Consider the following 26,513-nt stretch of genomic DNA (forward strand, 5'->3'; position numbering starts at 1 on the left):
AGTGTCCTAGTTTAATATGGATTTTATTGATAAAATCAAAAGCCAAAATCAGGTTAATTTAGAGCAGAAAGAATTTTTAATAGATCTTTCTAAAACTTATTTGCAAGAGATTAATCACTGGGAAAAATTAAATAAAAATTATCCTAAAATACTAATATCAGAATCTGACCCTATTTTATTTTTAGCGGCTTTTGTAGCTGCGGTGACAGCAAAATGTCCTGTGTTTTTAGGTAATCCTCAATGGGGAAAAGAAGAATGGAATCAAGTTTATGAATTAGTTAAACCTAATTTATTAATATCTCAAGGTCGAATTTTAGATTATCAAAATTCTGCCCCTAAGAATCATGAATTGCTTCAAAATTTGATTATGATTCCCACGGGAGGAACTTCGGGAAATATTAAGTTTGCTGTTCATACTTGGGATACTTTAACGGCTTCAGTTTTAGGCGTTCAACAATATTTTCAAACCCCTGCTATTCATTCTTTTTGTACGTTACCCCTTTATCATGTTAGTGGATTAATGCAGTGGATGCGATCGCTTTTAACCGATGGACAATTCATCATCACATCCTTTAAAACGGTAGAAACAGAAGACTGGATTAATTTTAATCCTCATCACTTTTTTATTTCCTTAGTTCCCACCCAATTACATCGCTTATTACAACAACCCTCCTTAACAAATTGGTTATCTCAATTTCAGATAGTCTTATTAGGAGGAGCCCCCCCTTGGTTAGACTTATTAGAACAAAGTCGTTTTTATCAAATTCCTCTGGCGTTAACCTATGGAATGACAGAAACTGCTTCTCAAATTGTTACCTTAAAACCCTCGGATTTTTTACGGGGAAATAATAGCTGTGGAAAGGTTTTACCCCATGCTAAAATTAAAATCCAGGATCAAAATGGAGCCGAATTAAAAACGAATCAACCCGGACTGATTACAATTGAAGCGGATTCCTTAATGTTAGGATATTATCAAGAGAATTTTGATCCTCAAATGCGGATTAATAGTTTTATACCTGATGATTTAGGTTATTGGGATGAACAGGGATATTTAACATTAGTAGGAAGACAGAGTAATAAAATTATTACTGGGGGAGAAAATGTATTTCCCGCAGAAGTAGAAGCGGTTATTCTTTCTACGGGTTTAGTTCAGGATATTTGTGTAATAGGGAAACCGGATCAATACTGGGGCGAAATTGTGGTTGCGGTCTATGTTCCGGGTTTTAAACAGGTGTCTCTGATGGAATTACAACAGGCAATGCTCGGAAAATTATCCAAGTTTAAACATCCTAAATTGTGGATTCCTTTAGAACAGTTACCTCGTAATTTCCAAGGAAAATTAAATCAAAAACTCCTGCGAGAATTCGTTATGGATTATCAGGATCAGTAAAGTCAGTATTACTCATCGTAATATGTTCATCAACACTTACTGGCCCTGCTCCAAAATAGGTAATCATCAGTAACCCACCCATAATTGATAAATTTTTGAAGAAATCAATTTTTTCTGAAGGGATATCCCAAAAATTATGAAAGACGAAGGTTGCTGGAATTAAGAATAGAATTAAAAGCCAAGCCCCTAAACGGGTTTTATACCCGACCACTAACGATAATCCTCCGACAATTTCGACAATAATGGTTCCTACTAATAATACCCCCGCAAACGGTAAACCTTTTTCTGTCATCATTGTTTGAGTATTGGCAAAATCAAAGATTTTATTAACCGCAGCGTGAATGAAAATTGTTGCTAAAAATGTCCGTCCTATTAACGGAATAAACTGCATCATTATTGAACCTCTTTTTATAGTAGGGAACGGGGAACAGGGAACAGGGAAAAGTAAGTCATGAATAAGCTTACTGGATTTAGAAGTGTCCTAACTGTAATGCGTAGTGGTGGTGTATAACCTGGAAATTTTTCTGGTGGGCTTTGCCCACCAAATCAATAAATAACAAAAGGGTGTTCATTTAATGTAAAATTAACCCTACCCCTAAGAATAAGCTACTCCAAAATTGTAGAGAAATCGCAATAAATTTGCAATTGCTGACTAAGTTAGGCTGGTTATGATATTGACTGACATGACGGCAGAGTTTTATAGCAGAGGGAATTCCAACAAAGCTGAGTAACGTCCAAATGGGTAAAATTCCAAATAGCACTAATCCCCCAGTTAACAAAAAAATGCTTCCACAAACCCAAGGTAAAAGTTTTGCACCTCGTTCTGTTCCTAAACGCACAATGGGAGACTTTTTACCCGCCGCAATATCATCATCAACTTGATGAAAATGGGAACAAAATAAAACTAAGGTGATCGGAATTCCGACAATAATTGATGTCGCTAAACAAACCCATGACCAGCTTTGGGTTTGACTATAATAGGCTGCGGAAACCCCCAAGGGCCCAAAAGCAAAAAAACATAAAAATTCTCCTAATCCTTGATATCCTAACCGAAAGGGAGGCCCTTGATATAAATACCCCAACCCACAACACAGGAGAATTAATCCTAAAACGGTTAAATCCTTTTGCCACCAACAAATTGCTAATAATCCTAAAAGAGCTAAAGCTAAACAACCATTCCCAATAGCAAGAATAAATAATTTATTTCCGGTTAAATTGACTAAAGAATGATGCTTATTTTTATCAATTCCTGTTTCTGAATCAAAGACATCATTCAAAAGGTTTTCCCAGGCTAAAATTAAAATAGCAGCCGTGATAAACGTGGTAAAAATTTTCCAATTGAGGGTAGACGTTTCAAAGACGGCAACGGCAGTGCCAACCCAAATTGGCATAATGGCCACACTATACATCGGCGGCTTAATCGCCGCTAACCATAATTTATTTTTTGAGGCTGCAATCAGTTCTGTGGTCATAGCAGGAAGATTTTAAACGATGAAATGCTATCGTCCCATAACAATAACTGATCAGGGTAGAGAACTTCAAACAGGGGGTGTAGGGGAACAGGGGAGGCACAGGAGACCGGGAGTGGGGTGCAGGGGGAGGAAATAATTAGCTTCTGACTTCTGAGACCTGCTATATAAACTTTTTTTACAGACTGAAGGGAAGATTTTTCCAAGAGAGATTATGAATAAAGGGTAAATCGCGCTGAAAGTCGTTAAGTTATATTACGATAATCAAAGTTAACGATTTTTCGGTAATACTTTTCCCTGTTCTAACCTTTTCTTGTTCGTTTTTTATATGCCAGTTTTTCCTTCTGCAACCCCGTTATTGCAAGATCGCCAAGAACTGCATCGTTTTTTGTTAGAGTTTCAGCATCATGGATTACAGGATTACCAGACTAAAATTCTCAGTATTGCTCATGAAATTCAATGGATTGATCCGTTAGCAGTTTTACAGGAGTTTTATCATCCTAATTTAATTCATTTTTATTTTGAGAAACCTCAAATTGAGGAATCCTTTGTTGCGGTTGATACGGCTATAAAGTTCACCACAGGAGGAAAAAATCGGTTTTTAGAAGCTCAAAACTTTATTCAGTCTTGTTTAGATAAAACTGTTATTATTGGTTCTAAAAACAGTAATTTACCTAAACCTTATTTTTGTTGTAGTTTTACTTTTTTTGATCAACATTTTAATTCTAATTTATCGGTGGACTCTTTACCGGATTCTTCAATTCATCAAGAACGAGTTTATTTTCCGCCAACTACCATATTTCTACCGAAATGGCAAGTGATTCGCAAAAAGAATCGCTGCATTTTAATTGTTAATATTGTTTTAAAGAAAAACTCTAAAATCGAAAATATTTTGAGTGATGTTTGGTATAAAAGTCAACAAATTAATGCGTTAGAAAAAACCTCAATTCTCTCGGTCGCCTGTGAAAATTCTAGTTTATTATTAACAAAACAAGTAGAAACTGACCCCAAACCTTATTTACAGTTTAAACAGTCTGTGAATTCCGCTTTAGATTTAATTCAAGCTAAATCTTTAAAGAAATTGGTGCTTTCTCAACCCATTGATGTGGTTTCTAAAAAACCGTTTAATTTGATTCATTCTTTAAATAATTTACGATTTTTGTACCCAGATTGTTATATCTTTTCAACGGGAAATGGCAAGGGTCAACAATTTATTGGTGCGAGTCCAGAACGGTTAATTAGTTTAAAAAATCAGGAGTTAATTACCGATGCCTTGGCGGGTTCAGCCCCCCGTGGCAAAACGCCTTTAGAAGATGTTAATTTAGGTCAAGAATTACTGAATAGTGAAAAAAATCTGCGTGAGCATCAAGTGGTGGTAGATTTTATTGTTGAACGGTTATTAAATTTAGGGTTAACTCCGAATTTAACGGGTTTACCTTGTTTAAGACAACTCACTAATATTCAACACCTATGGACACCGATTCAATGTCAAGTTTCTAGCCAGATTCATCTGTTAGAAATCTTAGCCCAATTGCACCCGACTCCGGCTGTGGCGGGAACCCCTAGAGATATTGCTCAACAACAAATCCATCATTATGAAGCTTTTGATCGCTCCCTTTATGCGGCTCCCATTGGTTGGATTGATCATCAAGGAAATGGAGAATTTGTTGTCGGAATTCGTTCTGCTTTATTAGATGGAAATCGTGCTAGACTTTATGCAGGAGCCGGAATTGTGGCGGGGTCAGAACCGGAAAAAGAACTCGCTGAAATTCAATTAAAATTACAAGCTTTATTACGAGCATTAGTGTAAAAAGGGAACAGGGAACAGAAGGGAAAAGGAAATAGGGAATAGAGGGCAAGAAAAAGTGTAGGTTTGGGCTTTGCCCGCCCCCTACGACTGTTAACCAACAACAAATAATAATGTTAGTTAAAGAGATTGGAGAACAAGGTTTATTGGCAATTGTGCAGCGTTTTTGTCCTCCCGAAATGGTCGGGGATGATGCGGCGATTTTGTCGGTTCCTAGGGATGAATCTTTAGTCATTACAACGGATATGTTAGTGGATAACGTGCATTTTAGCGATCGCACCACATCCCCCTTTGATGTTGGATGGCGGTCAGCCACCGTTAATTTATCCGATCTCGCCGCCATGGGTGCGTTTCCATTAGGAATTACTGTCGCATTAGGAATAACAGGTGATCAACCCGTTGCATGGGTGGAACAACTTTATCAAGGATTAACAACCTGTTTAAATCAGTACAATACCCCAATTATGGGCGGTGATATTTGCCGATCTTCTGTCACTTGTATTTCCATTACCGCTTTTGGAAGTGTTAACCCAGATTTAGCCATTAAGCGTTCTGTCGCACGCCCAGGGGATGTAATTGTGGTTACGGGATATCATGGGGATTCACGAGGCGGATTAGAATTACTGTTACATCCCGAATTACAAACCCAATTAACGGCTAATCAACGATTATCTTTAATCCAAGCCCATCAACGCCCTCAACCCCGCTTGGATGTTTTACCGAAATTGCAAACCCTGTTAGCCTCCCAACCGTCCACTGCTATTGCTGGAATGGATAGTAGCGATGGACTCGCCGATGCCATTGTCCAAATTTGTCGTGCCAGTCAAGTCGGAGCTCAGGTACAACGTTGTCAAATTCCGATATCCGAAGCTTTACAAACCTTGCTTCCCCCTCAACAAGCCTTAGAATGGCCATTATATGGGGGTGAAGACTTTCAACTGGTGTTATGTCTTCCGGGCGATTTAGCTCAACTTTTAGTTCAACAGTTAGGGACAGCAGCCTCAATCATTGGTGAAATTACATCCCACCCCAATATCTTATTAATTGATGATGCTGAACCCTCAACGGTAGAAGAACTTTCCCTCAGTAGAGGATTTCAGCACTTTTTATCATAACCGTGAGTTATGAATTATTAATTTTAAATTAAATATTCATAACTCGAAGCCATCATCAGCCAAACTGAAATCGGAGTAGGGCGTTTTAAGTTTGAGCATCCCAACGGTCGCCACCAACGAAAAACGCTGCCTCTCTCCTGATTCAATCTATTTCCAATTTGTAGCCACTAATTCGGCTAAATCAACCACCCGTTGGCTATAACCCCATTCGTTGTCATACCAAGCCACGACTTTCACCATGTCGCCACCCATAACCATCGTTAAGCTGGCATCCACAATAGAAGAAGCGTCATGTCCCTTGTAGTCAGAAGACACCAACGGCAGATCGCTGTATTCCAGAATCCCCTTCATATTACCTTCGGCTGCTTCTTGGAGAGCTTGGTTGACTTCTTCGACGAAGGTTTTCTTCTCCACCTGTACCACTAAATCCACAATGGAGACGTTAGGGGTAGGAACTCGGAAAGCAATCCCGTTGAGTTTTCCTTTTAATTCAGGAATCACTAAAGCAACGGCTTTCGCAGCACCCGTAGAAGTCGGAACAATATTCACCGCAGCGGCTCTGGCCCGACGCACATCCCGGTGACTGGCATCTAACAGACGCTGATCTCCAGTGTAACTGTGGGTTGTGGTCATCGTTCCTTTGACAATGCCGAATTTTTCATGCAGCACTTTAGCAAAAGGAGCTAAACAGTTAGTGGTGCAACTGGCGTTACTGAGAATCCGGTGTTGATCGTGATTGTAGTCTTGGTGATTCACACCCACCACAAAGGTATCCACGCCATCTCCTTTTCCAGGAGCCGTAATCAGGACTTTTTTAGCCCCAGCCTGAATATGCTTAGAGGCTCCTTCCTCCGTAATAAATACCCCAGTGGATTCGATAATTAAATCCACACCCCATTCTTGCCAAGGCAAATTCAAGGGATTCCGATCAGACACACATTTAATGGTTTTGCCATTAATAATAATGGAGTTTTCATCGGCTTTGATATCCACGCCTTTGAGCGTCCCCAGCATGGAATCATATTTCAGCAAGTGAGCATTGGTGGTGGGATCAGAAGTATCGTTGATTCCCACAAACTCTAAATTGCTATTTTGCCGAGTTAACCAGCAGCGCAAAACGTTACGTCCAATCCGTCCAAAACCGTTGATTGCGACTTTAATCACCTTGTTCCTCCTAACAATGGCATCGCCCAAACCAGGCTAAAGTTTAACGAGATAGATGTTTCTATTGACCCCAATCATACCGTAAAGGCTGTCGCATTCTTCTGTTTTCTAGCAGGGAACAGGGAACAGGGAACAGGGAACAGGCAATAGGCAATCTTGCTATAGGCAAGAAATAATTTCCTCCCCCTGCTCCCCCTGCTCCCCCTGCTCCCCCTTGTCCCCCTTGTCCCCCTGTCCCCCTGTCCCCTTGTCCCCTTGTCCCCTACTCCCCCTTCCCGGCTGTCACCTCGTCACACAAATGTCGGTCGCTTTCTTCTAAGTCCCCATTCGTCTGTAAATAATCTCGTATCCAGTTACATCCGTGAGTAATCAAATGATCCATTGATCGAACTTGCTGAAGATTCCACAAAACAACGGTACTATCCTCACTGGCGGAGGCGAGTTTCTGACCATCGCGACTAAATGCCAGTTCCCAAATTCCTCCGGTATGGGCTTTGAGGGTGGTTAATAAGGTTCCGTCTGGTTGCCACAATTTAATCATGCCATCCCCACTTCCAGTCGCAAGAAGTGTTCCATCGGGACTAAAGGCTACTGCCCGCACCATATCATCATGTCCCGTTAAAGTCTTGACTAACGTGCCATCGGTTTTCCAGAGTTTCACAGTTTTATCATCGCTACCACTGGCTAAAAGTTGGGACTTTGGGTTATAGGCGATTGACCGAACTACCACTTGACTGGCTCTAATCGTTCTCAAAAACTGACCGTCTTTTGTCCAAAGTTTAATGGTGCCATCTCCACTACAGGAGGCAATCTTCTGACCATCGGGGCTAAAAATAGCAGCCCAGAGACCCGCTTGATGTCCCTTTAATTGCATCAGTAAAACCGGAGTTTTTCCTTCAACATTCCAGAGTCCAACGGTTCCATCTCCACTAGAGGTAACCAGTCGCGTACCATCGGAACTAAACTGGCTTTTTCTCAGTGCGCCTTGATGTCCTTTGACAGTTGATAGCAATTTCCCATCCCTTGTCCACAATTGCAGCATTCCTTTGATACTGGCAAGAGCTAACCGTTTGCCATCGGGACTAAACGTGACTCCCATCAATCCCCCATCTGTTTTTAAGGTGCGTAGAGGTAGTACCGACGGTATCCCATCGCGAGTGTCCCAGAGTTTGACCGTTCTATCAAGACTAGCAGAAGCCAAAATTTGGCTATCGGGGCTGAAGGCAAGGCTAAACACCGCAGTTTGATGCGCTTTCAAAGATTTAAGTAAGGGGTTCGCCCATTTCCAGAGTTTCACTGTACTGTCTGAAGACATAGAAGCCAAGGTTTGACCATCAGGACTAAACTCCACATCCATGATCATCCCCCGGTGTCCGGCAAAGGTGCTGCGGAGTTGGGGATGGTTCCAAGTTGTCCCCACTCGTTGCCAGAGTTGAAGGGTTTTGTCATCGGAGGCGGAGGCTAGTTGCGTGTTGTCGGGACTGAAGGTTACATTCATAACCATGCCTTTGTGTTGTTTCAGAGTCGTTAGCAGAACAGGCATATCTCCAGAAAATTCCCACAATTTCAGGGTTCCATCCGCCGAGGCTGTGGCAATGGTATTCCCTTGAGGATTAATCGCTATACCCAGAATCACAGCATTATGACCCGGGACAGTGGCTAAGAGTTGACCGTCAACCCCCCAAATCAAGAGTTTCCCATCTTCTCGACTCGCTAGGATTTTTTGACTATCTGCGGTAAACGCTAGTCCATAATTAATACCGTTCCCGGTAATCAAAGTTCTGATCAGGGTTCCATCTCGTCCCCACAATTTGACTGTTCCATCTTCACTTCCAGAAGCAATCCATTTTCCATTGGGGCTAATCTCCACCGTTTGAACTACTGCCTGATGACCCTTCAAGGTATGGAGTAAAGCCCCATCCCGTGTCCAGAGTTTCACCGTGCGATCGCCAGAAGCGGAAGCAATCAGTTGACCGTCTCGACTGATAGCAACACCCCCCAATAGTCCCTGATGCCCTTTCAGGCTTTTCAACAGTCTGCCTTCTTTTGTCCACAGATTAATGGTATTATCCTGGCCGGCGACGATCATCAGTTCTCCATCTGGGCTAAACTTAATCCCACGAGTTCCTGTCCAAGGTTTGGATAAGCGGTTATATTCATCAGCCCCTAAAATTGCTTGTTGAAGAACTAATTCCACCTGGCTTTGAGTTTTCGGATCAACTCGACCTAACAACAATAGTTTTCTTCTAGCGCGTAACGCTTCTATTAAGGCATCTAAATGATGATTAGACGCAAATAACCCTTCAGAAGAGGAAGCTAGGGCTTGAATTTCGCTGATCCGAGCTTTTCGTTCACTGATAACGACTTTACGATATTGCCAAAAATTCGTTAATCCTAAAGCCGTCACGGTAACAAATGCCACTATTAATACCATCATTAACAACCGTTGTCTGTGAGCATTTTTTTCAACTTCTTTGAGTCGTTGGGCTTCTAAAGCTTGTTGAACTTCCTGCCTATCTATGGTTTCACTAGCTGATAAAAATTGATAATCTAAATCACTTAAACTTTTGTTTTGTGTCCACTCTTGGGCATCTTGTAAGGCTTTTCCCCGTAATAAACGAGATTGATCGGTTTGTTCAGAGGCGACCCAATCCTCTAACAGTTGCCAGTAAGGACGAAGTTTGTTAAATTCTTTTTCAACCCATTGTAGATTAAAAACTTCTTGATAAATTCTATTTTTAATTTTTAGATATTGATTGTCTTGAATCACTAAACCGGACAATATCAGTTCAATTTTTTCTCGGCTATCATCAATGTTTACATCTATTTGATTTAAAATTTGTTGGTAGATACCTAGGAGTCTTCCGGCTTTATGTTCGTTTCTGAGCAGGCGAGCGCGGATTGTTCTTAAATGTTCAGGTTCATCTTGTTTTTCCCAATTGGTGATTAAATATTGTCTAGCAATAGACTCGACTGCATTTTTTTCATGACCGGGGGAAATCGTTAACCTCGATACAGAATTAACGGTCATTAATTGAAAGATTAATTGACTAAATTTATGGGTTAAAAAAGGTTGTCCTCCTGTCCAATTTAAAATTTCTTTTAAAATTTCTGTGCCATTTTCACACTGATCATTTAATCCCACCGCTAAAGGTTGTGCTTCCTCAAAGGTAAAGCCGTCAAGATGAATGGGTTTCCCAATATTAAAAGGGGTTCGATTCCGATCTTGAATTAAATCGCTGGGTGTGGAAACTCCACAAATTGCCCAAGTTATTCGATAATATTGGGGAGCCATGACTCTTTTATTATAAAAGGAGCGAATCAGGGCAAAAAAATCATCGACTTGAAATTTTAAACTTAAAACACTATCAATTTCATCAATTAAAATAATAATATTTTGGTCAGGGAAATATTCTAATAAAATATCTTCAATAAAATAGCCCAATCTTTGCGCTAAGGATAATTCTGCATTGTCTAGCCACCAAGCTTTTAAATTAAATTGTCCAAACAAATGAAAATATCTACATAACTCGGCAACAATTCCTTTATACCACTGTTCGGGTGTAACGGTTTCACTTCCAATCACGGTCAAATCAATGATCGCACACTGAAACCCTTGATTTTGAAGTCGATGAGTTGTCCGCACTAAAAGAGAAGACTTCCCCATCTGCCGACAATTGAGAATATAACAAAATTCTCCCTTTCTTAAAGCTTCATATAATTCTTTATCAGCTTTTCGGGGAACATAACTGGGTATATAAGTGGCAAGACTCCCTCCAACTTGATAATAGGATTTGATCATGTGTCAGTTATCAGTTATCAGTTATCAGTTATCAGTTATCAGTTATCAGTTATCAGTTATCAGTTATTAAAGAGGTAAAGAAGGTGCTGGAGGAGGGTTGACAGAGCGTTCAATCGTGATTTTATTGCTTTCTCGTTGGGTTTGCATTTCAACAGAGATCGCTTCAAAAAGTACCTCTAAACTACTGTAAGGAACTTCTAAATCAATAGTGGTTTCAATTTGATCAAACCCATTGGGTGAAAATTCTGTTAACCACCGAGGGCCATCAACAACACTACGAGTTTGCCGATCAAAAAGCCAAACTTTGACATAAATTCGAGGTAAACCATCGGGAAGTCGCACCCGAACTTTTACCAATCGTCCGGAAATAATTTCTGTTGCTAAGACCTCAATTTCTGGATCAGGAACGGGTTGATCCTCTGATAAAACATAGGGAATCGGTTGATTTGTCGTAGAAGTTTCCGGTTTCGTTTCTTTCCCCAGTTTACGTTTTGAAAAAAATGCGGAAGGAGATTCCAAAGGTTCATCATCAACGACAATTTCTTCTAATTCCTCCTGGGGATGAATCACTTCTGAGAAAACTGGGGAACAGGCATCTTGCTTGTCATGATCAGAACGTTTAACAATATTAGTAGCAGCATTAAACGGAATCTCCGGTAAAGGATTAACGTTAGCGCGTTTAACCCATTGTGACCATTCCTGATCCTGGGCTAAAGAATTTAACCGCGACCAAAATCGATTATTGAGATCCAACGCTTGAAAGGCTTGTTGAACCTCTGGATCTGGTTTAGGTTTAGTAATGGGGGCGGATTCTACTATGGGATCGGGGACGGGTATCGGCAAGGGTGAAATTGAAACGGGGATATCTGTAGACGTTGATTCGGACGTTTCAACACTGATTGATAAATCCTCAGACACCGGAACCCCAGGGGTCTGAACCTCCTGAGTCGTTGAACTCTGGCCAAATGTTGGTAAATCTAGGGGGGTAGAGGGTCGAGAGTCCGTTCCAGAGGGATGTATTTTGGGTGGCAAAATGGTGGAAATCTCAGGAGCAAAGGGTTCAGCAGAGGGGGATTGAGCCGTTTTTATGTTATCGCTGAGGTCGGGTAATTCCAAAACTCCCAAATCCAACGTTGAAAGGTCAGGGAAGTCTTCTTGATCCTGTTGGGTGCCAAAACCTTGATCAATGGCTTCGAGGAGATGTTCAACCTGAGTCACCACGTTAAAAGATTGGGTCGTCACCGGAACCCCATCATGGGAAAAGATCACTTCCCCTAAAATTAAACGGGTTTTGCATTCAAAGGGAATATAAACCACACCGGAAAAAGACAGGGGAAAATCCGAGAACCGAAGGGGTTGGCTTACCTCAAATAACGGTTCTGCGGTTTGGGGGTCGCGTAAACGAAATTGCAGTTCACAGGAAGGAAGGACGGGATAAACAGAAGTTGAAGGCTGAGAGGGGGAAGCGATGGGCAGTTCGATGCGCCCCCATAGGATTACAGGTTGTCCCAAACGGGCAACAAAGGAATCTTGATCGAGGCTCAGGTGCAGCGCATTGAGCAAAGTCTCTACCGGCTGAAGGGGTTGGGGAGACTCTTCAACGAGGGACAAGGGAGTTTCAGGGGTTGAAGCTTGGGGCTGTGGGGGTTCAGCAACCGGATTAGAACGAGAGGTGGGAAATTGTACAATTTTAGGGGAAGGTTCCGGTGTTACCTCAATATCTACCGATTCTGTGGGGATAATATTGACCGTCGGGGGTTGAGTTTCTTCAAAGGGTTGATCAAGGTCTTCTAGGTCTACGGGGAGAACTCGGAGTTGGATTGTTCTTTTACCAACCGTTGATAATAATCCAGAGGTCAGTTGAGGGGAGCAGGAAAACTGCCAATTTCCAGGTTTTAAGGAAGTGTAAGGCATCACCACCATTAACCCTTCGGAATTGGTCGTTAGTGTTCGAGTTTGAACTTGTTGAACAGGTGGAAGGGCTTCAAAATCTTGATAAATAATGCGAACATCAATGGAGGTGTTTGTATAACCAGAACGGGCGACCATCCGATAGCGCCCTTCTAAAATTTCAACATCGGGGGATTCTAAGGTCAGCCAAGTATTATCCCCTTCTTTTTGGACTAGAAATTCCCAACTTGCCATTTCCCGCCTCTATTCAGGTGGTGTTTTATCTCTCCAATATCATAGCCGAATAGGAGTCAGGAAATAGGAGGAGGCAGGAGGCAGGAGGCAGGAGGAATTAAGAATTAAGAATTAAGAATTAAGAATTAATCTCTATTCTTCTTTCCCAGTTCCCTCTACCTTCTGTCCCCTGCCTCCTGCCTTCTACAGTAATCCTGTATTCGTTCCTGGCTTGCCAGTTGCCAGTTCCACTTTGACAATTTTACCGCCCATTTTCATGATGCGTTGTTGTTCTTTGAACCAATTGTCATAGGGAACTAACTTTGTAAAGTAAGTATTTTGTAATTCCCGTTGGGTACGAATCCGGGTTTGGCTTGGCACACAAGCTGTTACTTTGAACATCCGCATTTTTTTTCGTCTCTCCTGAGCAAATTTAACAAGTTTTAGATCAATTTTTAAATGCTCAAAGGCCGGGAGTCAGAAGTCAATACTAGCTCGCTAAAACTTATCAGGAATAACAGACAAGCCTTTGGCGGTCTAGCACTCACTCCAGACTTCCCTGGCCTTGAAGGTTGTTCGGATTTTGAATTGGGAATTTAGAAATTCACCCTCAAAAACCTAACATCGGTTTTAGCTTAAGCCAGAGGAGATATAGTCAAAGTAAATGCCCATTTCTTTGCCAGCATCAGCGCCCACTAAGCTAGCGGTCACTTCTTTCATGGCTTGGATGGCTTGAACGGTAGAACCGATGGGAACACCCAGAGAGTTATAGGTTTCTTTCAAACCGTTGAGAACGCGCTCATCAAGAATGGAAGGATCGCCAGCTAACATGGCGTAGGTGGCATAACGGAGGTAGTAGTCTAAGTCGCGAATGCAAGCAGCATAACGACGGGTGGTGTACATATTTCCACCAGGACGGGTGACGTCAGAGTACAGCAGAGATTTGGCTACTGCTTCTTTGACGATGGTGGCTGCGTTGGCACTGATCGTGGAAGCAGCACGAACCCGCAGTTCGCCAGTGGCGAAGTAGGCTTTTAATTTGCCCAGGGCGCTGGCATCCAGGTACTTACCTTGAACGTCAGAAGAATTGATTACGGAAGTAATGGCGTCTTGCATGATTGTTCTATTTCCTTGTAGTCGCTGAATCTAGGAATCGTTTAAAAAAGGTGATAAAGCAATCGGAACTATGACATTGCACCGATCACATAGTCGAAGTAAGCTGAGGCTTCGGCTGCATCTTCACCAGATAACAGACCAGCAGCAACATTCTTCGTAGCACGAATTCCTTCGACAACGGCTTCAATGGGGGTACCCAGAGATTTGTACATTTCCCGAGCGCCAACGATCCCGATTTCTTCGATGGGGGTAACATCGCCCGCAACGATTCCATAGGTGACCAGACGCAGGTAGTAGTCGAGGTCGCGTAAGCAGGTAGCGGTCATTTCTTGGCCATAAGCATTGCCACCAGGAGAGACCACATCAGGGCGTTTCTGGAAGAGTTGGCTTCCAGCTTCTTTGATGATGCGCTCACGGGCACCTGTCAGCGTTTCGGCGATGCGAACGCGACGCTCACCAGAGGTGACGAAGGCTTTGATTCGATCTAATTCACCAGGGCTGAGGTAACGCGCTTCGGCGTCGGCATTAACGATGGATTTTGTGACGATACTCATTTTCTACAAAAGCGTTTAGCTAACGTTTTCCTGATTGACACTCTCCCGAAAACCCATGTAACTGAGTTGGAGAGTCTCAGAGTGACCTCTGAGCGTTCCTGCTTGTTCAGATACATTCTGGATCAAGCCATGATCTTAGAGTGTATCTGCTTTGTGATCCGCAATCAAATCTATTTTTATTTAAGATTTTTATCGGTTCACTTTTGGCTTGTTCGTAGCCCTCAAAAATTTTTGAGATTTTTAGGGGACAGTTCACAAGCTTGACATCCTCCACTGCCTGAAAGCAAGTGAATTCCCAGCCTGCTCCCTATTCGGGTCTGCATCTGATGGGTTGACGCTTCCTTGATCACAGCCTAAATTCTTAGGTCTTATGCTTTCTTTCTCCACGCCCGTTTAGAGTCTCCGAATGCCTTCCGGCGACTGTAACTCGCTTTGGACATTCGCCCAATACTGTTACTACCTATCGCTTGTATTTTGAGGCATAGAGCCCACATTCTTAGCGGGATTGTAATAGTTTTTAACATTCCACGGGGTGGGAACGATGTCCACTGATTTTGAAGCGACAATTCAATCCCAAAAATCATGAACCCTAAGCCTAGTCAAGAACGATATCGTTGACACTCCCCGCTCTGAAGAGACGGGGATTCTTAAGAGATTTTCACTCTTAAAGGCTGAGTCAAACAATCCCTATCCACTCCGGCAAAACCATTGTGGCTACTTTTCTTTTAGGATGTCTTGATGACGATACCCATCGTAGATCTTCAACAACTGATTTAAGTGGCACAACAAGGGTTGATTACCCATCAAGATCCTTGATGTTCGCGGGGGTCAGTTGCGATCGCGACGGCGGTTGCATTTGTATTATAAAATTCAGTGGAGTTTCTACTCTTTTTTGAGAACACCGGAAAACTAATGTCACAATAGATTCCGTTTCTATCTGAATTGTTGCTTCCAGAATATGCGTCTAACTCCATGGAATTGTCCTCCGTTCAAAATTCTACAACAGTGCTTTCAGGGTTTTAAAGGTTTCAAAACCCTACTGATAACCTTCGTGATTATTAGTGTATTCTTTTTTACCCTTGTCCCAACCGCGTTAGCCAGTTTGGATGATGATCGCTTTGATGGTAATATTTTTGCCTTGTATGGGGGAAATGGTTCCCTAGTCCCTCCCAGAGTTACCTTAGCAGAATCCCGCAGACAAGGCAGACCCGCTTTATTAGTCTTTTTCTTGGACGATAGCAAAGATTGTAAAAAATTTACAACAACTGTATCTGAACTTCAGCGTTTTTACGGAAGGGCTGCGGATTTTATTCCGGTCAATGTTGATACTTTATTACCCGATACCCAGTTTTCTAGTCAGGAACCGGGCTATTATTACAAAGGCTATGTTCCTCAAACCGTATTAATTGACCAGTCGGGGAAAGTGGTTCTTGATCAAAACGGACAAGTTGCTTTTGAACGTGTCGATGATGTGTTTCGTCAAGTTTTTGATTTACTTCCTCGGTCTGAATCTGTGGAATTGCGGCGACGTTCTTTCAATGAATTTAACACCGAGTTAGTAGAAACTCAGCGTTAAAACCGTTGGGGATATTGTGGATGGTAGATTCGACCGGGCGATCGCTTCATAAAATGTTACATTTTTGTTAAGATTGAGTCAGTCGGTCTATTTTCCCCTATTAATTTCTAAACCAAGCGTGATGAATACCCCCTCCTCTCCGGCATCCTCAGAGGTTAAACCCAACGAACCCAAACCCAGCTATGTTAAATTAGCGATGCGAAATATGGTTCGCAAAGGCGGAAAGTCTTTGTTTCATTTTGCATTAACCACCATAGGTTTATTAGGATTTCTCATCGGGATGGCTTACCTGACTCGCTAACCCCTAGAATTTTGATTAAATTTTATCTTATAGCAGTCGTCAGAGACCTATTAAGGCAAAGTAGTGATGCAGCAAAGCTAGACCCTACACCTGTTTTTTCCTCCCTGTTCCCTGTTCCCTTCTATAAATGAGTGTTCAAATTGAAGTTAGTATACAGGACTGTTTTTGGGATCGGTTTGTGTTAGAAAACCCAGAACCTAACTCCAGCCCAGACCAGAGTATGGAGTCTTCGCCCCTAGTAATTGACTGTCCCATCAATGAGACAGAATGGGAAAATTGGTTTCAAATTTGGCTGAATCATTTACATTCTGATCTTCCCAGCGCATCCAGTTATGAATTAAGCTTGCGCCTAACGGATAATACAGAGATAGAAACGTTAAATACTCAGTATCGTTCCCAAAATAAACCGACCGATGTGTTAGCCTTTGCGTCATTAGAGGTCGATTGTCCCCTACCTCCCGAAATTTTATCTTCTCAATCGCTATATTTGGGCGATATTGTCATTTCGGTGGAAACCGCTTATAACCAAGCTCAAGAACAGGGACATTCCCTCAAAACCGAGTTAGGATGGTTAGCGACTCACGGGTTATTACATCTTTTAGGTTGGGATCATCCTGATGATGAAAGTTTAACGGAAATGTTAAACCAACAACGAGTTCTTTTAGAAATTATTGGATTAGTTAACTCGCTACGGTGACTCCCTGAGTACAGCACAAATTCTGAGGTAGAGCCATGAAGCACAGATTTATTATAAAGCCAGGATGGGAGCTTGAAAACCAGCGTGTCTTCAGACAACAGATGAAAAGCGACTCAGGGGAATTTATTCCCCATGAATATTTTTCTGATTTATGTTTTCTGATTTATGTTAACCTATCAACAGGTCGAAAATAAGAGATTTCCATGATAGTTTTAGAATACAAAGTTAAAGACAAGCTTGAGCAATACAAAGCAATTGATCAAGCAATTCGTACAACTCAATTTGTTCGCAATAAAGCGATTAGATACTGGATGGATAATTCCAGAGAATTGAAAATTGACAAATTTGCCTTAAAGCGATGCCTGTTGGTATTTGTTCCGACAATAGATAGAATATTTTGCAGCTAAATTTGATAAATTGGCAATTCCGGTTGCACCCCATTACACTTTGCAAAAATGTTCTAATTGTGGGGTAATTGTTAAAAAATCTCTATCGACTCGCACCCATATTTGTAACTGTGGATGTGAGTTACATAGAGATACAAACGCTGCAAAAAACATTCTCAATCTTGCTAAACAAGCTAGGGATGGGCAATCCCGAAGTAACGCTAATGGACTAGAAACCTCTACTCTTCTTGGGGAAACCCTGGTCGCAGCACGTATCTAGGTCGAAGTTAGAATCCCCGTCTATAAGAGAGCGGGGAGTGTCAAGATAGATTGCTTGCAGTATGCTTATGGAAACTGAATGTGGTTAAAAATGTAATCAGTGAAGGATCTATCCACTAATGCACCTAAACAAACCCTCTATTTCAGAATTTGCAGCCTCATCGTTGATTTCTCTACCTCAAGGAACAACACCAGTACAGCCCAACCGGTCTGATGCTATGGGAAAAAAATATAACCGAGAATTATCTTGGACAATAGCATCTAATTTATTAGTTAGCTTTAAATATGCTTGGGCTGGAATCATTTATGCTTTTAGAACCCAAAGAAACTTTCGGATTCATACTCTTATTGGAACCCTAGCCATTGGCTTGGGTCTTTTTTTGAATTTACCCAAGGTGGAAGTGGCAGTTATTGGCTTAACCATTGGGGCGGTAATGACGATGGAATTATTGAATACAGCCATAGAATCCGTTGTTGATTTAACGGTGGGTCAGTCTTACCATGAGTTAGCCAAAATTGCTAAAGATTGCGCCGCCGCAGCCGTTTTAATCTCTGCTATTGTGGCATTATTTGTGGCGGTAATCTTACTATTACCTCCTTTCATCGCCTGGATTAACGTTACCTTATTAGGAGTTTAAACCTTGATTATTGTTATTGATAATTACGATAGTTTTACTTACAATATTGTTCAATATTTAGGAGAACTCGGTCAAGAATTACCGATTGCTTCTGAAGTTCAAGTCTTTAGAAATGACAAAATTTCTATCGAAGAAATTCGTCAGATGAAACCCGATGCAGTGGTGATTTCTCCAGGGCCAGGTCGTCCAGAAGATGCCGGAATTTCCCTAGAATTAATTCGAGAATTAGGGCCAACTTTACCCCTTTTAGGCGTATGTTTAGGCCATCAAAGTATTGGTCAAGTATTCGGGGGGAATATTATTTCTGCACCGGAACTAATGCACGGAAAAACATCCCCCGTTCATCATACTGGGGTCGGTGTTTTCTCTAATGTTGAAAATCCCTTAACCGCCACTCGCTATCATAGCTTAGTGATTGAACGAGAGACTTGTCCTGATGTTTTAGAAATTACAGGATGGGTGGAAGATGGGACAATTATGGGGGTTCGCCATCGGGACTATCCCCATATTCAGGGGGTACAATTTCACCCGGAAAGCGTTCTCACCCGTTCTGGAAAACAACTCTTAAGAAATTTCCTAGAACAGATATAATTGTTAACTCGGAACTGTCATCCCGGCTTTAATCCGTTGCTTCCGTCAACCCAAATATTATGAAACGGCGAAAATTAATTCAATTAACAACCACGACGCTATTAACAACGTTAGCAACTGGGTTAACGTCTCAATGGCAAAAATCTACAGCCCAATCTGCTTCTGGAAATACTTTAACCGTCCAATGGTTAGGACATACGGCTTTTTTATTTACAGGGGGAGGATTAAGAGTTTTAGTCAATCCTTTTCGCCAAATTGGGTGCACCAGTGGTTATCGCAGTCCACAACAATTTCAAACAGATTTAATCTTAATTAGTAGCCGTCTCTTAGATGAGGGAGTGATAGAAGGATTTACGGGAAATCCCGCTTTATTATATGAACCCGGTGTCTATCAATTTAATGGCACTCAAATTCAAGGGATTCGCACCATTAAAGACCGATTTGAAGGGCGCAGATTTGGCGTTAATGTCGCTTGGTTATGGAAACAAGCCGGGATTAAAATTTTACATTTAGGAGGACTAGCAGCCCCTTTAGGAATGGAAGAACGCATTTTAATTGGTCGTCCTGATTTAATGTTAATTCCGGTTGGCGGGGGGGCAAAATCCTATACCCCGGAAGAAGCCAAAAAAACCATTGAATTTCTGAATCCGCGAATTGTAATTCCCACCCATTATCGAACGTTAGCAGCCGATGCAACAACCTGTGATATTGAACCCATTGATAATTTTTTAACCGTAATGGCGGGAACACCCATACAAATTCAAAAAACAGATACCCTGACATTAACTGCCGATAATTTACCGAAAGAAGGCCCTATAATTAATGTCTTAACTTATAACTTTGATAATAATCCCAAAAGTTAGGTATTCCTTAACAGTTAACGTTTAGCTGTTAACAAGTAAGGTCGGGTTCTTTAAAATTAACTACAATTTTGATGAATCCCCTACTAACTGATAACTGATAAATTCCCCTTTAATTGTTATGAATCCTCAAAATCACACTCAAAAATTGAAACAAATAACGGTATTTTTTAGCGTTGTTGGAGTGATACTCGGTGGAAGTGTGCCCGTTGAAGCGCAACTATACAATCACACCTTAACAAAGTTTGTTAATATTGCCCAAATTCCGGCTACAACATCACTGGATATTGTGGATACGGTGGTGAGTGCGGGTGAGTTTACAATTTTAACCCAAGCCTTGCAAGCGGCGGATTTAGTCGATATCCTGAAAGCAGAAGGGCCATTTACAATATTTGCACCAACGGATAAAGCATTTTCAGAACTTCCGCCAGGAACTTTAGAAAACTTACTCAAACCCGAAAATAAAGCAGAATTAGTCAAGATTTTGACCTATCATGTTGTTCCGGGAAAAGTATTGTCAACTGACCTTAAATCAGGGGAAATCGAAACCGTAGAAGGAGATACCATTAACGTACAAGTGGGTGCATCGGTAAAAATTGATAATGCAACGGTGATTAAAGCCGATGTTCCAGCTATTAATGGGGTAATTCATGTTATTGATACCGTAATTCGACCCAACTAATTTACACAATTTAAAGAGGATTTAATCATGAACAACTTAACAGAATATCAAAACCCAGGTAAACGGGTCGGACTTCTTAGCCTTTTGAGTTTCCTCCTGTTAGGAACAATTTCCCCCGTTGTCGCCGCAGAAGCTCAAATATCTCCTAATTCAAAACTCGTTGACAGCCAAAATATCGCCCAACTTCCAATTCCTAAAGAAGTGATTAAAGCTGTGGGTGGAGATTTAGCTAGTATTATTTTATCCGATGACCGGTTTACAATTTTAGCTGCAATTTTAAAAACAACCGGATTATTAGATGCTCTAAAAAAGGGAGATTTTACCATTTTCGCCCCAACGGATGAAGCCTTTGCTAAATTACCCCAAGAAATTTTAGAAGCTATCCTGACATCAAAAGACTTGAGTAAAATTACTGATTTATTAAAATATCATGTCATTCCAGGGAAAGTCAACGCAACGGATTTAAAAGCAGGAGAAGTAACAACTTTAGAAGGAGATTCTATTACGGTAGGAACCGATAATAATCAAATTCAAGTCGAAGATGCCAGGGTGATTGATTCTGATATCCCGGCGAGTAATGGGGTTATTCATGTTATTGATAAAGTGATGGTATTACCTGAATAAGGTAAAATTAATCTTGATTGCATCTAAAAAACAACTTTATTCCCAGTTATGAAATTAAGCCTTTGCATGATTGTTAAAAACGAAGAGGAGACTTTAGCTAAATGTTTAAACAGCGTTAAAGGAATTGTTGATGAGATTATTATTGTAGATACGGGGTCAACGGATAGAACCCCAAAAATTGCTCAACAATTTGGGGCTAGTGTTCATTTTTTTGACTGGTGTGATGATTTTGCTAAAGCCAGAAATGCAGCTTTAAGTTATGCAACGGGACAATGGATTTTAGTCTTAGATGCAGATGAAAGATTAGCACCGGGAATGGGAGAACACCTCCATCAAATGATGCAAAACCGTGATTTAATTGTGATTAACTTAATTCGACAAGAAATCGGTGCGAGTCAATCTCCCTATTCTTTAGTCTCTCGATTATTTAGAAATCACCCGCAAATTTGTTTTTCTCGTCCCTATCATGCAATGGTGGATGATAGTATTACTGAATTAATTCACCAAAAACCTCAATGGAAAATTGGAACTTTACCGACAGTAGCGATTTTACATGATGGATATCAAGCTGAAACTATTACTAAACGGAACAAATGGCAAGCCGCAAAATCATCAATGGAACGTTATTTAACAGAACATCCCAATGATGCCTATGCAGCGAGTAAATTAGGAGCTTTATATGTCGAAATCGGTGAATTAAATCGAGGAATTGAACTCTTAAAATTAGGTTTATCTCAAGGCAATGATGTAGAAGAAGGGGTTTTATATGAACTGCATTATCATTTAGGAATTGCTTATGGGAAACAACAACAATTCGCAGAAGCAAAACACCATTATCAACAAGCTATTGAGATCAATATTTTACCTCAATTGAAGCTAGGAGCTTATAACAATTTAGGGAATATTTTTAAACAAGAAGAAGAACTAGAATCTGCTAAAATAGCGTATCAAACCGCCATTGAAATTGATCCGACTTTAGCGATCGCTCATTATAATTTAGGCATGACCTTAAGAGCAATGGGAGCTTATCGAGAAGCGATCACAGCTTATCAAAAAGCCATTGAACTGAATCCCAATTCTGCCGAAACCTTCCAAAATTTAGGGGTTTTATTACTCCAAATTGGTCAACTCAGCGATAGTTTTATGATGTTTAAAGCCGCCATTGAATTACACGAACAAAACAACTCTCCAGAAGCTGAACGCTTACGGATGGGACTAGCGGAAATGGGTTTTCGACTGTGAGATATCCCAGAGAAATTTCAAAAGATTTTTCCAAATTTTTCCAGAATCCGCTATCATGCAGCAAAAGCTTGTCCTGAGCCTTGTCGAAGGATTGTCGAACGGATTATATGATTTTACTAGGAGTTAGGTAATATGAGTAATGCAAAACGGATTCCTGTGGGGATTGTGGGAGCATCAGGTTATGGTGGGGTACAATTGGTTCGCTTATTGCAGGATCATCCCCTGGTAAATATTGCCTATTTGGGGGGTGATAGTAGTGCTGGAAAACCCTTTTGCAGTCTCTATCCCCATTTGAATGAATGCGTGGATTTAGTGATAGAACCCATTGATATTGATAAAATTGCCTCTAAATGTCAAATTGTCTTTCTATCTCTCCCCAATGGTTTAGCTTATCAAATGGCTCCACAATTGCTTGAAAAAGGCTGCAAAGTATTAGATTTATCGGCAGATTATCGATTTTCTAATTTAGACATTTATAAAAAATGGTATGGGGGAGAGCGTCAGGATCAAGCGATCGCAGCAACGGCGGTTTATGGCTTACCTGAACTCTATCGCGATCGCCTTTCTACGGCTCAATTAGTCGGTTGTGCGGGTTGTTATGTAACTGCGAGTTTATTAGCGATTGCACCCTTATTAAAACAGGGATTAGTGGTTCCTGATACCGCCATTATTGATGCTAAATCAGGCACTTCTGGAGGCGGTAGACAAGCTAAAGTTAATATGTTATTAGCAGAAGCTGATAGTTCAATTGGCGCTTATAGTGTGGGGGGTCATCATCGTCATACCCCAGAAATTGAAGAGATTTGTAGTGAGTTAGCCGGACATGATATTTTAGTTCAATTTACTCCCCATTTAATGCCAATGGTACGGGGAATTTTAGCAACGGTTTATGCAACTTTACGAGATCCGGGGTTAGTTCGAGAAGATTTAATTACGATTTACAAAGCGTTTTATCGCAATTCTCCCTTGGTGAAAATTTTACCTGGAGGTACTTATCCTCAAACAAAATGGGCTTGCGGAACAAACCTTTGTTATTTAGGAATTGAAGTTGATCAACGCACGGGACGAGTGATTGTGATGTCGGCTATTGATAACTTAATTAAAGGTCAAGCCGGACAAGGGGTGCAGTGTATGAATATTATGATGGGTTGGGAAGAAACATTAGGTTTACCGCAATTGTGTTTCTATCCTTAAATCTTATGTAGAGACGTGCCATAGCACGTCTCTACAAAGGAATTATTTCTTAGATTTAAACTGTTTTTCCACAATACTAACAATCGTAAATTCATCCCACGCTGACCCTATGCCTACGGCACGCTACGCAAACGGGTTCAGGCGTGAGGCACGAGTGCGTAAGAAGCTAAATCATTTGTATAGTGTACTATTAGCTGTTGCAGTACAGAGAGATACCAATGGATCTGTTTGAAATTCCTCTGAACCCCGAAGGTAAGATTATTGACTTTTTGACTGGTGATGTTTTAGAAGCAAAACCAGAAGAATTTGTCCGCCAACAATATTTAAGAGTTCTTCACTTCGAGTATCAGTATCCGAAGACTCATTTAGCTAGAGAAGTACCCGTTTACTATGGCTCAAAAGAATTAAAGGATTTAGAAGGTAGACCCGTTCGAGCCGATATAGTCATTTATTCAACGGCATCTGCTTGTACCGCACGTGATCAAGGCAGAATCGAAATTATTGTTGAGTGCAAAGCACCGAATGAAACTTCAGGCTATAACCAACTTGTCTCCTACATATTCAATACAAGTGCCAATGGTGGTGTTTGGTTTAATGGTGATGTTAAATATTACCGTCGCTTAAGCACTCCCAGAAATGAATTAATTCCTTGGATAGGAATTCCCAGGAAGGGGGAGGCTTGGGATGCTCTAGGACGTAGAAGGAAAGAAGACTTAAAACGTCCAAAAGATATTAAAGGTTTGCTTCGTAGATGTCACAACAAACTTCATGGACGCGGTGTAGATGGTGAGGAAGAAGACCTCACTATGGATATGGTTCGCCTAATTCTTGCGAAAGCAAAAGATGAGGAATCATCTGATGAGTTTACAACCTTTTACTGTACACCTGAAGAATATGCTACGCCTGAAGGACAAGCTCAAGTAGAACAGCGAGTTCAGATTTTGTTTGCAAAAGTAGTTACCGATAATCCTGATGTATTTGGAGAGTATGAAAGGGTTACTGTTGGTAGACGCGCTATTGCTGATGTTGTAGTTGAGCTTCAAAATTATCGTCTCTTAAGCAACCTTTTGGAGTCAGACGACTGGGACATCATGGGTTATGCTTACGAACAGTACACAGCAACCTACTTAAAACGTCAAAGAGGACAATTTTTCACCAATCGCCTCGTTATTGATTTCATGGTTGGAATATTAGCTCCGACTTATGAGGATAATATTCTTGATCCTGCTGGAGGCTCTGGTGGATTTCTTACAGGAGTAATGCGCTATGTTCGGCGCAAAATTCTTTCCTCAAATGCAACAGATATTGCAAAACAAAGACAATTAGATAGACATAGAACTCGTCTTTTTATGGTAGAAATTAGCAAACGGCTTGTGAAGATTGCTAAAACTGCCATGATCCTCAACGGAGATGGACATACTGGTATGACTCAAGGTGATAGTCTTGGGTCTATTGATAATTTGAACGAACACGTCCGCGCTCTAGCAGGACAGGGCAAACCTACAATTATTCTTACTAATCCACCTTTTGCGGGTGTTGGTGAAGGACGCATTTCAGACAAAAAAATATTAGATAACTTTAACTGTGGTCTTAAATGGACTATGCGTGATGGCAAATATCAAGCAACTTCTGAGCTTGATGATGGAGTACCACCTGAAATGTTATTTTTCGAGCGTTGCTTGCAATGGGTTGCGCCTGGTGGCAAAGTGGGGATCGTTATGCCAAAGAGCTTTCTTGATACCCAAACATACTTTCCAGCCAGACAAATTCTCTTTCGTGATGCCAGACTTTTAGGTGTAGTTAACTGTCACAAAAACACTTTTCAGCCTCATACGGGTGTTAGAACTTGTTTAGTGTTTTTTCAAAAGAACCGACCCAAAGAAAACCCGCCAGATGATTATCCTATCTTTATGGCAATCTCCAAAAAGGTTGGGCATGATAGTGAGGGAATTCCAATCTTCAAAAAAGAAGACAGTGGTTCTGATTCAGAAATTCTTGATCACGATTTAGATGAAATTTTAGATGATTATTATCGATTTCTTCAAAACAATCTCCAACCATCTGAGTATCGTTTTTCAATCAATGTGTCTGATATTAATGGCGATCTCAGAATCAACCCTCAAGCATATCTTCCAGACCTAAATGCAACAATACGCGCACTTGAATCTCTTGATGGTTCTGATAATTGGGCGATCGCAACTTTAGGGCAGATTTGCGCTGGCGTTAAGATATTCAAAGGCCCACGATTAAGAACAGAGAGCCTAATTGTTGAGACTCCTGGCGATCAAATTGAACCCTACTTCACACCATCTGCTGTTTTACAAGAAAAAGGAGATAGCGTTAAATTACTAGATTTATCAAAAGCATCTAAAAGTCAACTTTCAGCGTTAAGAGCGGTTCGTGTTTATCGCGGTGATATTCTCATTACACGATCTGGTTCTATAGGTCGTGTGGCATATATTACTAATCGTTTGAATGGGTTAATTGTGTCTGATGACTTGATACGAGTCAGAATTCCAGATGAGACATTTCGACTTTATGCTTATGCTTTCTTACAATCTAAACTAGCCCTTGATCAAATGATTTTGAATGAATACGGCTCAGTCCAACAGCACCTTGAACCACATCATATTGCAAACATTATTATCGCTATACCAACTGATGAAGCCGCATTAAATAGTGTTGTGGAGAAGACAAGAAGAACCATCATGCTGCGTGAGGAGCTTGAAGCATCCCAAATTGAGATGCAAAGTAGTGTTATTGACTTGTTCGCTCAACTTTCTGACAATCAGCAAGGGGATTCGTAGCTGTCGCCATTGAATGATTTAATACAAATCGAAAAAGTTTACAATAACCGTATTCAAAGCCCACGTCTTTCAAGCGTGGGATGTAGAATACCCGC

At 41.0% G+C, this 26,513-nt stretch carries 24 protein-coding genes; 15 read left to right on the forward strand and 9 right to left on the reverse strand.

The window, feature by feature from the left end:
* Positions 1-16: 16 nt before the first annotated feature.
* Positions 17-1,390 carry a 2-succinylbenzoate--CoA ligase gene (locus PL9214_RS18565; protein WP_072720258.1) on the forward strand — a complete coding sequence of 458 codons (1,374 nt, stop codon included), beginning with the start codon at positions 17-19 and terminating at the stop codon, positions 1,388-1,390.
* Here the strand turns inward: PL9214_RS18565 and PL9214_RS18570 are convergent.
* Together PL9214_RS18570 and menA are read right to left on the reverse strand one after the other, a co-directional pair.
* A complete protein-coding gene (locus PL9214_RS18570; RefSeq protein ID WP_186440401.1) occupies positions 1,368-1,784 on the reverse strand; it encodes a DoxX family protein in 417 nt (138 codons plus the stop codon). The two genes, PL9214_RS18565 and PL9214_RS18570, sit on opposite strands and share 23 nt — an antisense overlap.
* Before the next feature lie 178 nt (positions 1,785-1,962).
* A complete protein-coding gene (gene menA, locus PL9214_RS18575; RefSeq protein WP_072720260.1) occupies positions 1,963-2,862 on the reverse strand; it encodes a 2-carboxy-1,4-naphthoquinone phytyltransferase in 900 nt (299 codons plus the stop codon).
* A 325-nt stretch (positions 2,863-3,187) separates the two neighbouring features.
* On the opposite strand from menA, the gene PL9214_RS18580 reads away from it, so the two are divergent.
* Positions 3,188-4,669 carry an isochorismate synthase gene (locus PL9214_RS18580; RefSeq protein ID WP_072720261.1) on the forward strand — a complete coding sequence of 494 codons (1,482 nt, stop codon included), beginning with the start codon at positions 3,188-3,190 and terminating at the stop codon, positions 4,667-4,669.
* 110 nt (positions 4,670-4,779) lie between these two features.
* Positions 4,780-5,781 (forward strand): thiamine-phosphate kinase, encoded by a 1,002-nt coding sequence (gene thiL / locus PL9214_RS18585; RefSeq protein WP_072720262.1) that lies wholly within the window; start codon positions 4,780-4,782, stop codon positions 5,779-5,781.
* A 147-nt stretch (positions 5,782-5,928) separates the two neighbouring features.
* Here thiL and PL9214_RS18590 read toward each other — a convergent pair whose 3' ends face one another.
* The 7 genes from PL9214_RS18590 to PL9214_RS31390 all read right to left on the reverse strand — a co-directional run bounded on the left by PL9214_RS18590 (position 5,929) and on the right by PL9214_RS31390 (position 15,515).
* Positions 5,929-6,945, reverse strand: coding sequence for a type I glyceraldehyde-3-phosphate dehydrogenase (locus tag PL9214_RS18590; RefSeq protein ID WP_072720263.1), 1,017 nt, complete (start codon positions 6,943-6,945; stop codon positions 5,929-5,931).
* Between the two features lie 262 nt (positions 6,946-7,207).
* Positions 7,208-10,747 (reverse strand): WD40 domain-containing protein, encoded by a 3,540-nt coding sequence (locus PL9214_RS18595; protein WP_072720264.1) that lies wholly within the window; start codon positions 10,745-10,747, stop codon positions 7,208-7,210.
* A 66-nt stretch (positions 10,748-10,813) separates the two neighbouring features.
* Positions 10,814-12,892 carry a hypothetical protein gene (locus tag PL9214_RS18600; RefSeq protein WP_072720265.1) on the reverse strand — a complete coding sequence of 693 codons (2,079 nt, stop codon included), beginning with the start codon at positions 12,890-12,892 and terminating at the stop codon, positions 10,814-10,816.
* A 183-nt stretch (positions 12,893-13,075) separates the two neighbouring features.
* The gene (locus tag PL9214_RS18605) at positions 13,076-13,279 is read right to left on the reverse strand and encodes a phycobilisome linker polypeptide (protein WP_072720266.1); all 204 of its coding nucleotides are present in this window, start codon (positions 13,277-13,279) and stop codon (positions 13,076-13,078) included.
* A gap of 222 nt (positions 13,280-13,501) precedes the next feature.
* A complete protein-coding gene (apcB, locus tag PL9214_RS18610) occupies positions 13,502-13,987 on the reverse strand; it encodes an allophycocyanin subunit beta (protein WP_072720267.1) in 486 nt (161 codons plus the stop codon).
* A gap of 68 nt (positions 13,988-14,055) precedes the next feature.
* Positions 14,056-14,541 (reverse strand): allophycocyanin subunit alpha, encoded by a 486-nt coding sequence (apcA, locus tag PL9214_RS18615; RefSeq protein ID WP_072720268.1) that lies wholly within the window; start codon positions 14,539-14,541, stop codon positions 14,056-14,058.
* Between the two features lie 803 nt (positions 14,542-15,344).
* Positions 15,345-15,515: a hypothetical protein gene (locus tag PL9214_RS31390; RefSeq protein WP_186440402.1), complete on the reverse strand. Its 171-nt coding sequence runs from the start codon at positions 15,513-15,515 to the stop codon at positions 15,345-15,347.
* A 77-nt stretch (positions 15,516-15,592) separates the two neighbouring features.
* Between PL9214_RS31390 and PL9214_RS18625 the strand changes: the two genes are divergently transcribed.
* From PL9214_RS18625 to PL9214_RS18680, 12 genes are all read left to right on the forward strand, one after another.
* Positions 15,593-16,117, forward strand: coding sequence for a thylakoid membrane photosystem I accumulation factor (locus PL9214_RS18625; protein WP_072720270.1), 525 nt, complete (start codon positions 15,593-15,595; stop codon positions 16,115-16,117).
* Between the two features lie 121 nt (positions 16,118-16,238).
* Positions 16,239-16,418: a DUF3285 domain-containing protein gene (locus PL9214_RS18630; protein WP_072720459.1), complete on the forward strand. Its 180-nt coding sequence runs from the start codon at positions 16,239-16,241 to the stop codon at positions 16,416-16,418.
* Positions 16,419-16,545: 127 nt separating this feature from the next.
* The gene (gene ybeY, locus PL9214_RS18635) at positions 16,546-17,115 is read left to right on the forward strand and encodes an rRNA maturation RNase YbeY (protein WP_072720271.1); all 570 of its coding nucleotides are present in this window, start codon (positions 16,546-16,548) and stop codon (positions 17,113-17,115) included.
* Between the two features lie 387 nt (positions 17,116-17,502).
* Entirely contained in the window at positions 17,503-17,781 is a 279-nt protein-coding gene (locus PL9214_RS18640; RefSeq protein WP_281250347.1) for a zinc ribbon domain-containing protein, read from the forward strand.
* A 217-nt stretch (positions 17,782-17,998) separates the two neighbouring features.
* Entirely contained in the window at positions 17,999-18,418 is a 420-nt protein-coding gene (locus PL9214_RS18645) for a diacylglycerol kinase (protein ID WP_245824297.1), read from the forward strand.
* Between the two features lie 3 nt (positions 18,419-18,421).
* Positions 18,422-19,009, forward strand: coding sequence for an anthranilate synthase component II (locus tag PL9214_RS18650; RefSeq protein ID WP_072720273.1), 588 nt, complete (start codon positions 18,422-18,424; stop codon positions 19,007-19,009).
* A 59-nt stretch (positions 19,010-19,068) separates the two neighbouring features.
* Positions 19,069-19,872, forward strand: coding sequence for an MBL fold metallo-hydrolase (locus PL9214_RS18655; protein ID WP_072720274.1), 804 nt, complete (start codon positions 19,069-19,071; stop codon positions 19,870-19,872).
* 118 nt (positions 19,873-19,990) lie between these two features.
* A complete protein-coding gene (locus tag PL9214_RS18660; protein ID WP_072720275.1) occupies positions 19,991-20,551 on the forward strand; it encodes a fasciclin domain-containing protein in 561 nt (186 codons plus the stop codon).
* 27 nt (positions 20,552-20,578) lie between these two features.
* Entirely contained in the window at positions 20,579-21,175 is a 597-nt protein-coding gene (locus tag PL9214_RS18665) for a fasciclin domain-containing protein (protein WP_072720276.1), read from the forward strand.
* A 48-nt stretch (positions 21,176-21,223) separates the two neighbouring features.
* Positions 21,224-22,417, forward strand: coding sequence for a glycosyltransferase (locus PL9214_RS18670; protein ID WP_072720277.1), 1,194 nt, complete (start codon positions 21,224-21,226; stop codon positions 22,415-22,417).
* Between the two features lie 132 nt (positions 22,418-22,549).
* On the forward strand, positions 22,550-23,611 hold the full coding sequence (gene argC, locus PL9214_RS18675; protein ID WP_072720278.1) for an N-acetyl-gamma-glutamyl-phosphate reductase: 1,062 nt from the start codon (positions 22,550-22,552) through the stop codon (positions 23,609-23,611).
* A gap of 218 nt (positions 23,612-23,829) precedes the next feature.
* Positions 23,830-26,418 carry an N-6 DNA methylase gene (locus PL9214_RS18680; protein WP_072720279.1) on the forward strand — a complete coding sequence of 863 codons (2,589 nt, stop codon included), beginning with the start codon at positions 23,830-23,832 and terminating at the stop codon, positions 26,416-26,418.
* Positions 26,419-26,513: the final 95 nt, after the last annotated feature.

This window comes from Planktothrix tepida PCC 9214 (assembly GCF_900009145.1).
Taxonomy (GTDB): domain Bacteria; phylum Cyanobacteriota; class Cyanobacteriia; order Cyanobacteriales; family Microcoleaceae; genus Planktothrix; species Planktothrix tepida.

What these genes read in the sequence shown, in the direction of transcription:
- thiL (WP_072720262.1), top strand. Translation starts at nt 4,780, where the DNA reads ATGTTAGTTAAAGAGATTGGAGAACAAGGTTTATTGGCAATTGTGCAG.
- PL9214_RS18565 (WP_072720258.1), top strand. Translation starts at nt 17, where the DNA reads ATGGATTTTATTGATAAAATCAAAAGCCAAAATCAGGTTAATTTAGAG.
- PL9214_RS18580 (WP_072720261.1), top strand. Translation starts at nt 3,188, where the DNA reads ATGCCAGTTTTTCCTTCTGCAACCCCGTTATTGCAAGATCGCCAAGAA.
- menA (WP_072720260.1), bottom strand. Translation starts at nt 2,862, where the DNA reads ATGACCACAGAACTGATTGCAGCCTCAAAAAATAAATTATGGTTAGCG.
- PL9214_RS18655 (WP_072720274.1), top strand. Translation starts at nt 19,069, where the DNA reads ATGAAACGGCGAAAATTAATTCAATTAACAACCACGACGCTATTAACA.
- apcB (WP_072720267.1), bottom strand. Translation starts at nt 13,987, where the DNA reads ATGCAAGACGCCATTACTTCCGTAATCAATTCTTCTGACGTTCAAGGT.
- PL9214_RS18660 (WP_072720275.1), top strand. Translation starts at nt 19,991, where the DNA reads ATGAATCCTCAAAATCACACTCAAAAATTGAAACAAATAACGGTATTT.
- apcA (WP_072720268.1), bottom strand. Translation starts at nt 14,541, where the DNA reads ATGAGTATCGTCACAAAATCCATCGTTAATGCCGACGCCGAAGCGCGT.
- PL9214_RS18605 (WP_072720266.1), bottom strand. Translation starts at nt 13,279, where the DNA reads ATGCGGATGTTCAAAGTAACAGCTTGTGTGCCAAGCCAAACCCGGATT.
- PL9214_RS18665 (WP_072720276.1), top strand. Translation starts at nt 20,579, where the DNA reads ATGAACAACTTAACAGAATATCAAAACCCAGGTAAACGGGTCGGACTT.
- PL9214_RS18630 (WP_072720459.1), top strand. Translation starts at nt 16,239, where the DNA reads ATGAATACCCCCTCCTCTCCGGCATCCTCAGAGGTTAAACCCAACGAA.
- PL9214_RS18570 (WP_186440401.1), bottom strand. Translation starts at nt 1,784, where the DNA reads ATGATGCAGTTTATTCCGTTAATAGGACGGACATTTTTAGCAACAATT.
- PL9214_RS31390 (WP_186440402.1), bottom strand. Translation starts at nt 15,515, where the DNA reads ATGGAGTTAGACGCATATTCTGGAAGCAACAATTCAGATAGAAACGGA.
- PL9214_RS18680 (WP_072720279.1), top strand. Translation starts at nt 23,830, where the DNA reads ATGGATCTGTTTGAAATTCCTCTGAACCCCGAAGGTAAGATTATTGAC.
- argC (WP_072720278.1), top strand. Translation starts at nt 22,550, where the DNA reads ATGAGTAATGCAAAACGGATTCCTGTGGGGATTGTGGGAGCATCAGGT.
- PL9214_RS18600 (WP_072720265.1), bottom strand. Translation starts at nt 12,892, where the DNA reads ATGGCAAGTTGGGAATTTCTAGTCCAAAAAGAAGGGGATAATACTTGG.
- ybeY (WP_072720271.1), top strand. Translation starts at nt 16,546, where the DNA reads ATGAGTGTTCAAATTGAAGTTAGTATACAGGACTGTTTTTGGGATCGG.
- PL9214_RS18595 (WP_072720264.1), bottom strand. Translation starts at nt 10,747, where the DNA reads ATGATCAAATCCTATTATCAAGTTGGAGGGAGTCTTGCCACTTATATA.
- PL9214_RS18645 (WP_245824297.1), top strand. Translation starts at nt 17,999, where the DNA reads ATGGGAAAAAAATATAACCGAGAATTATCTTGGACAATAGCATCTAAT.
- PL9214_RS18670 (WP_072720277.1), top strand. Translation starts at nt 21,224, where the DNA reads ATGAAATTAAGCCTTTGCATGATTGTTAAAAACGAAGAGGAGACTTTA.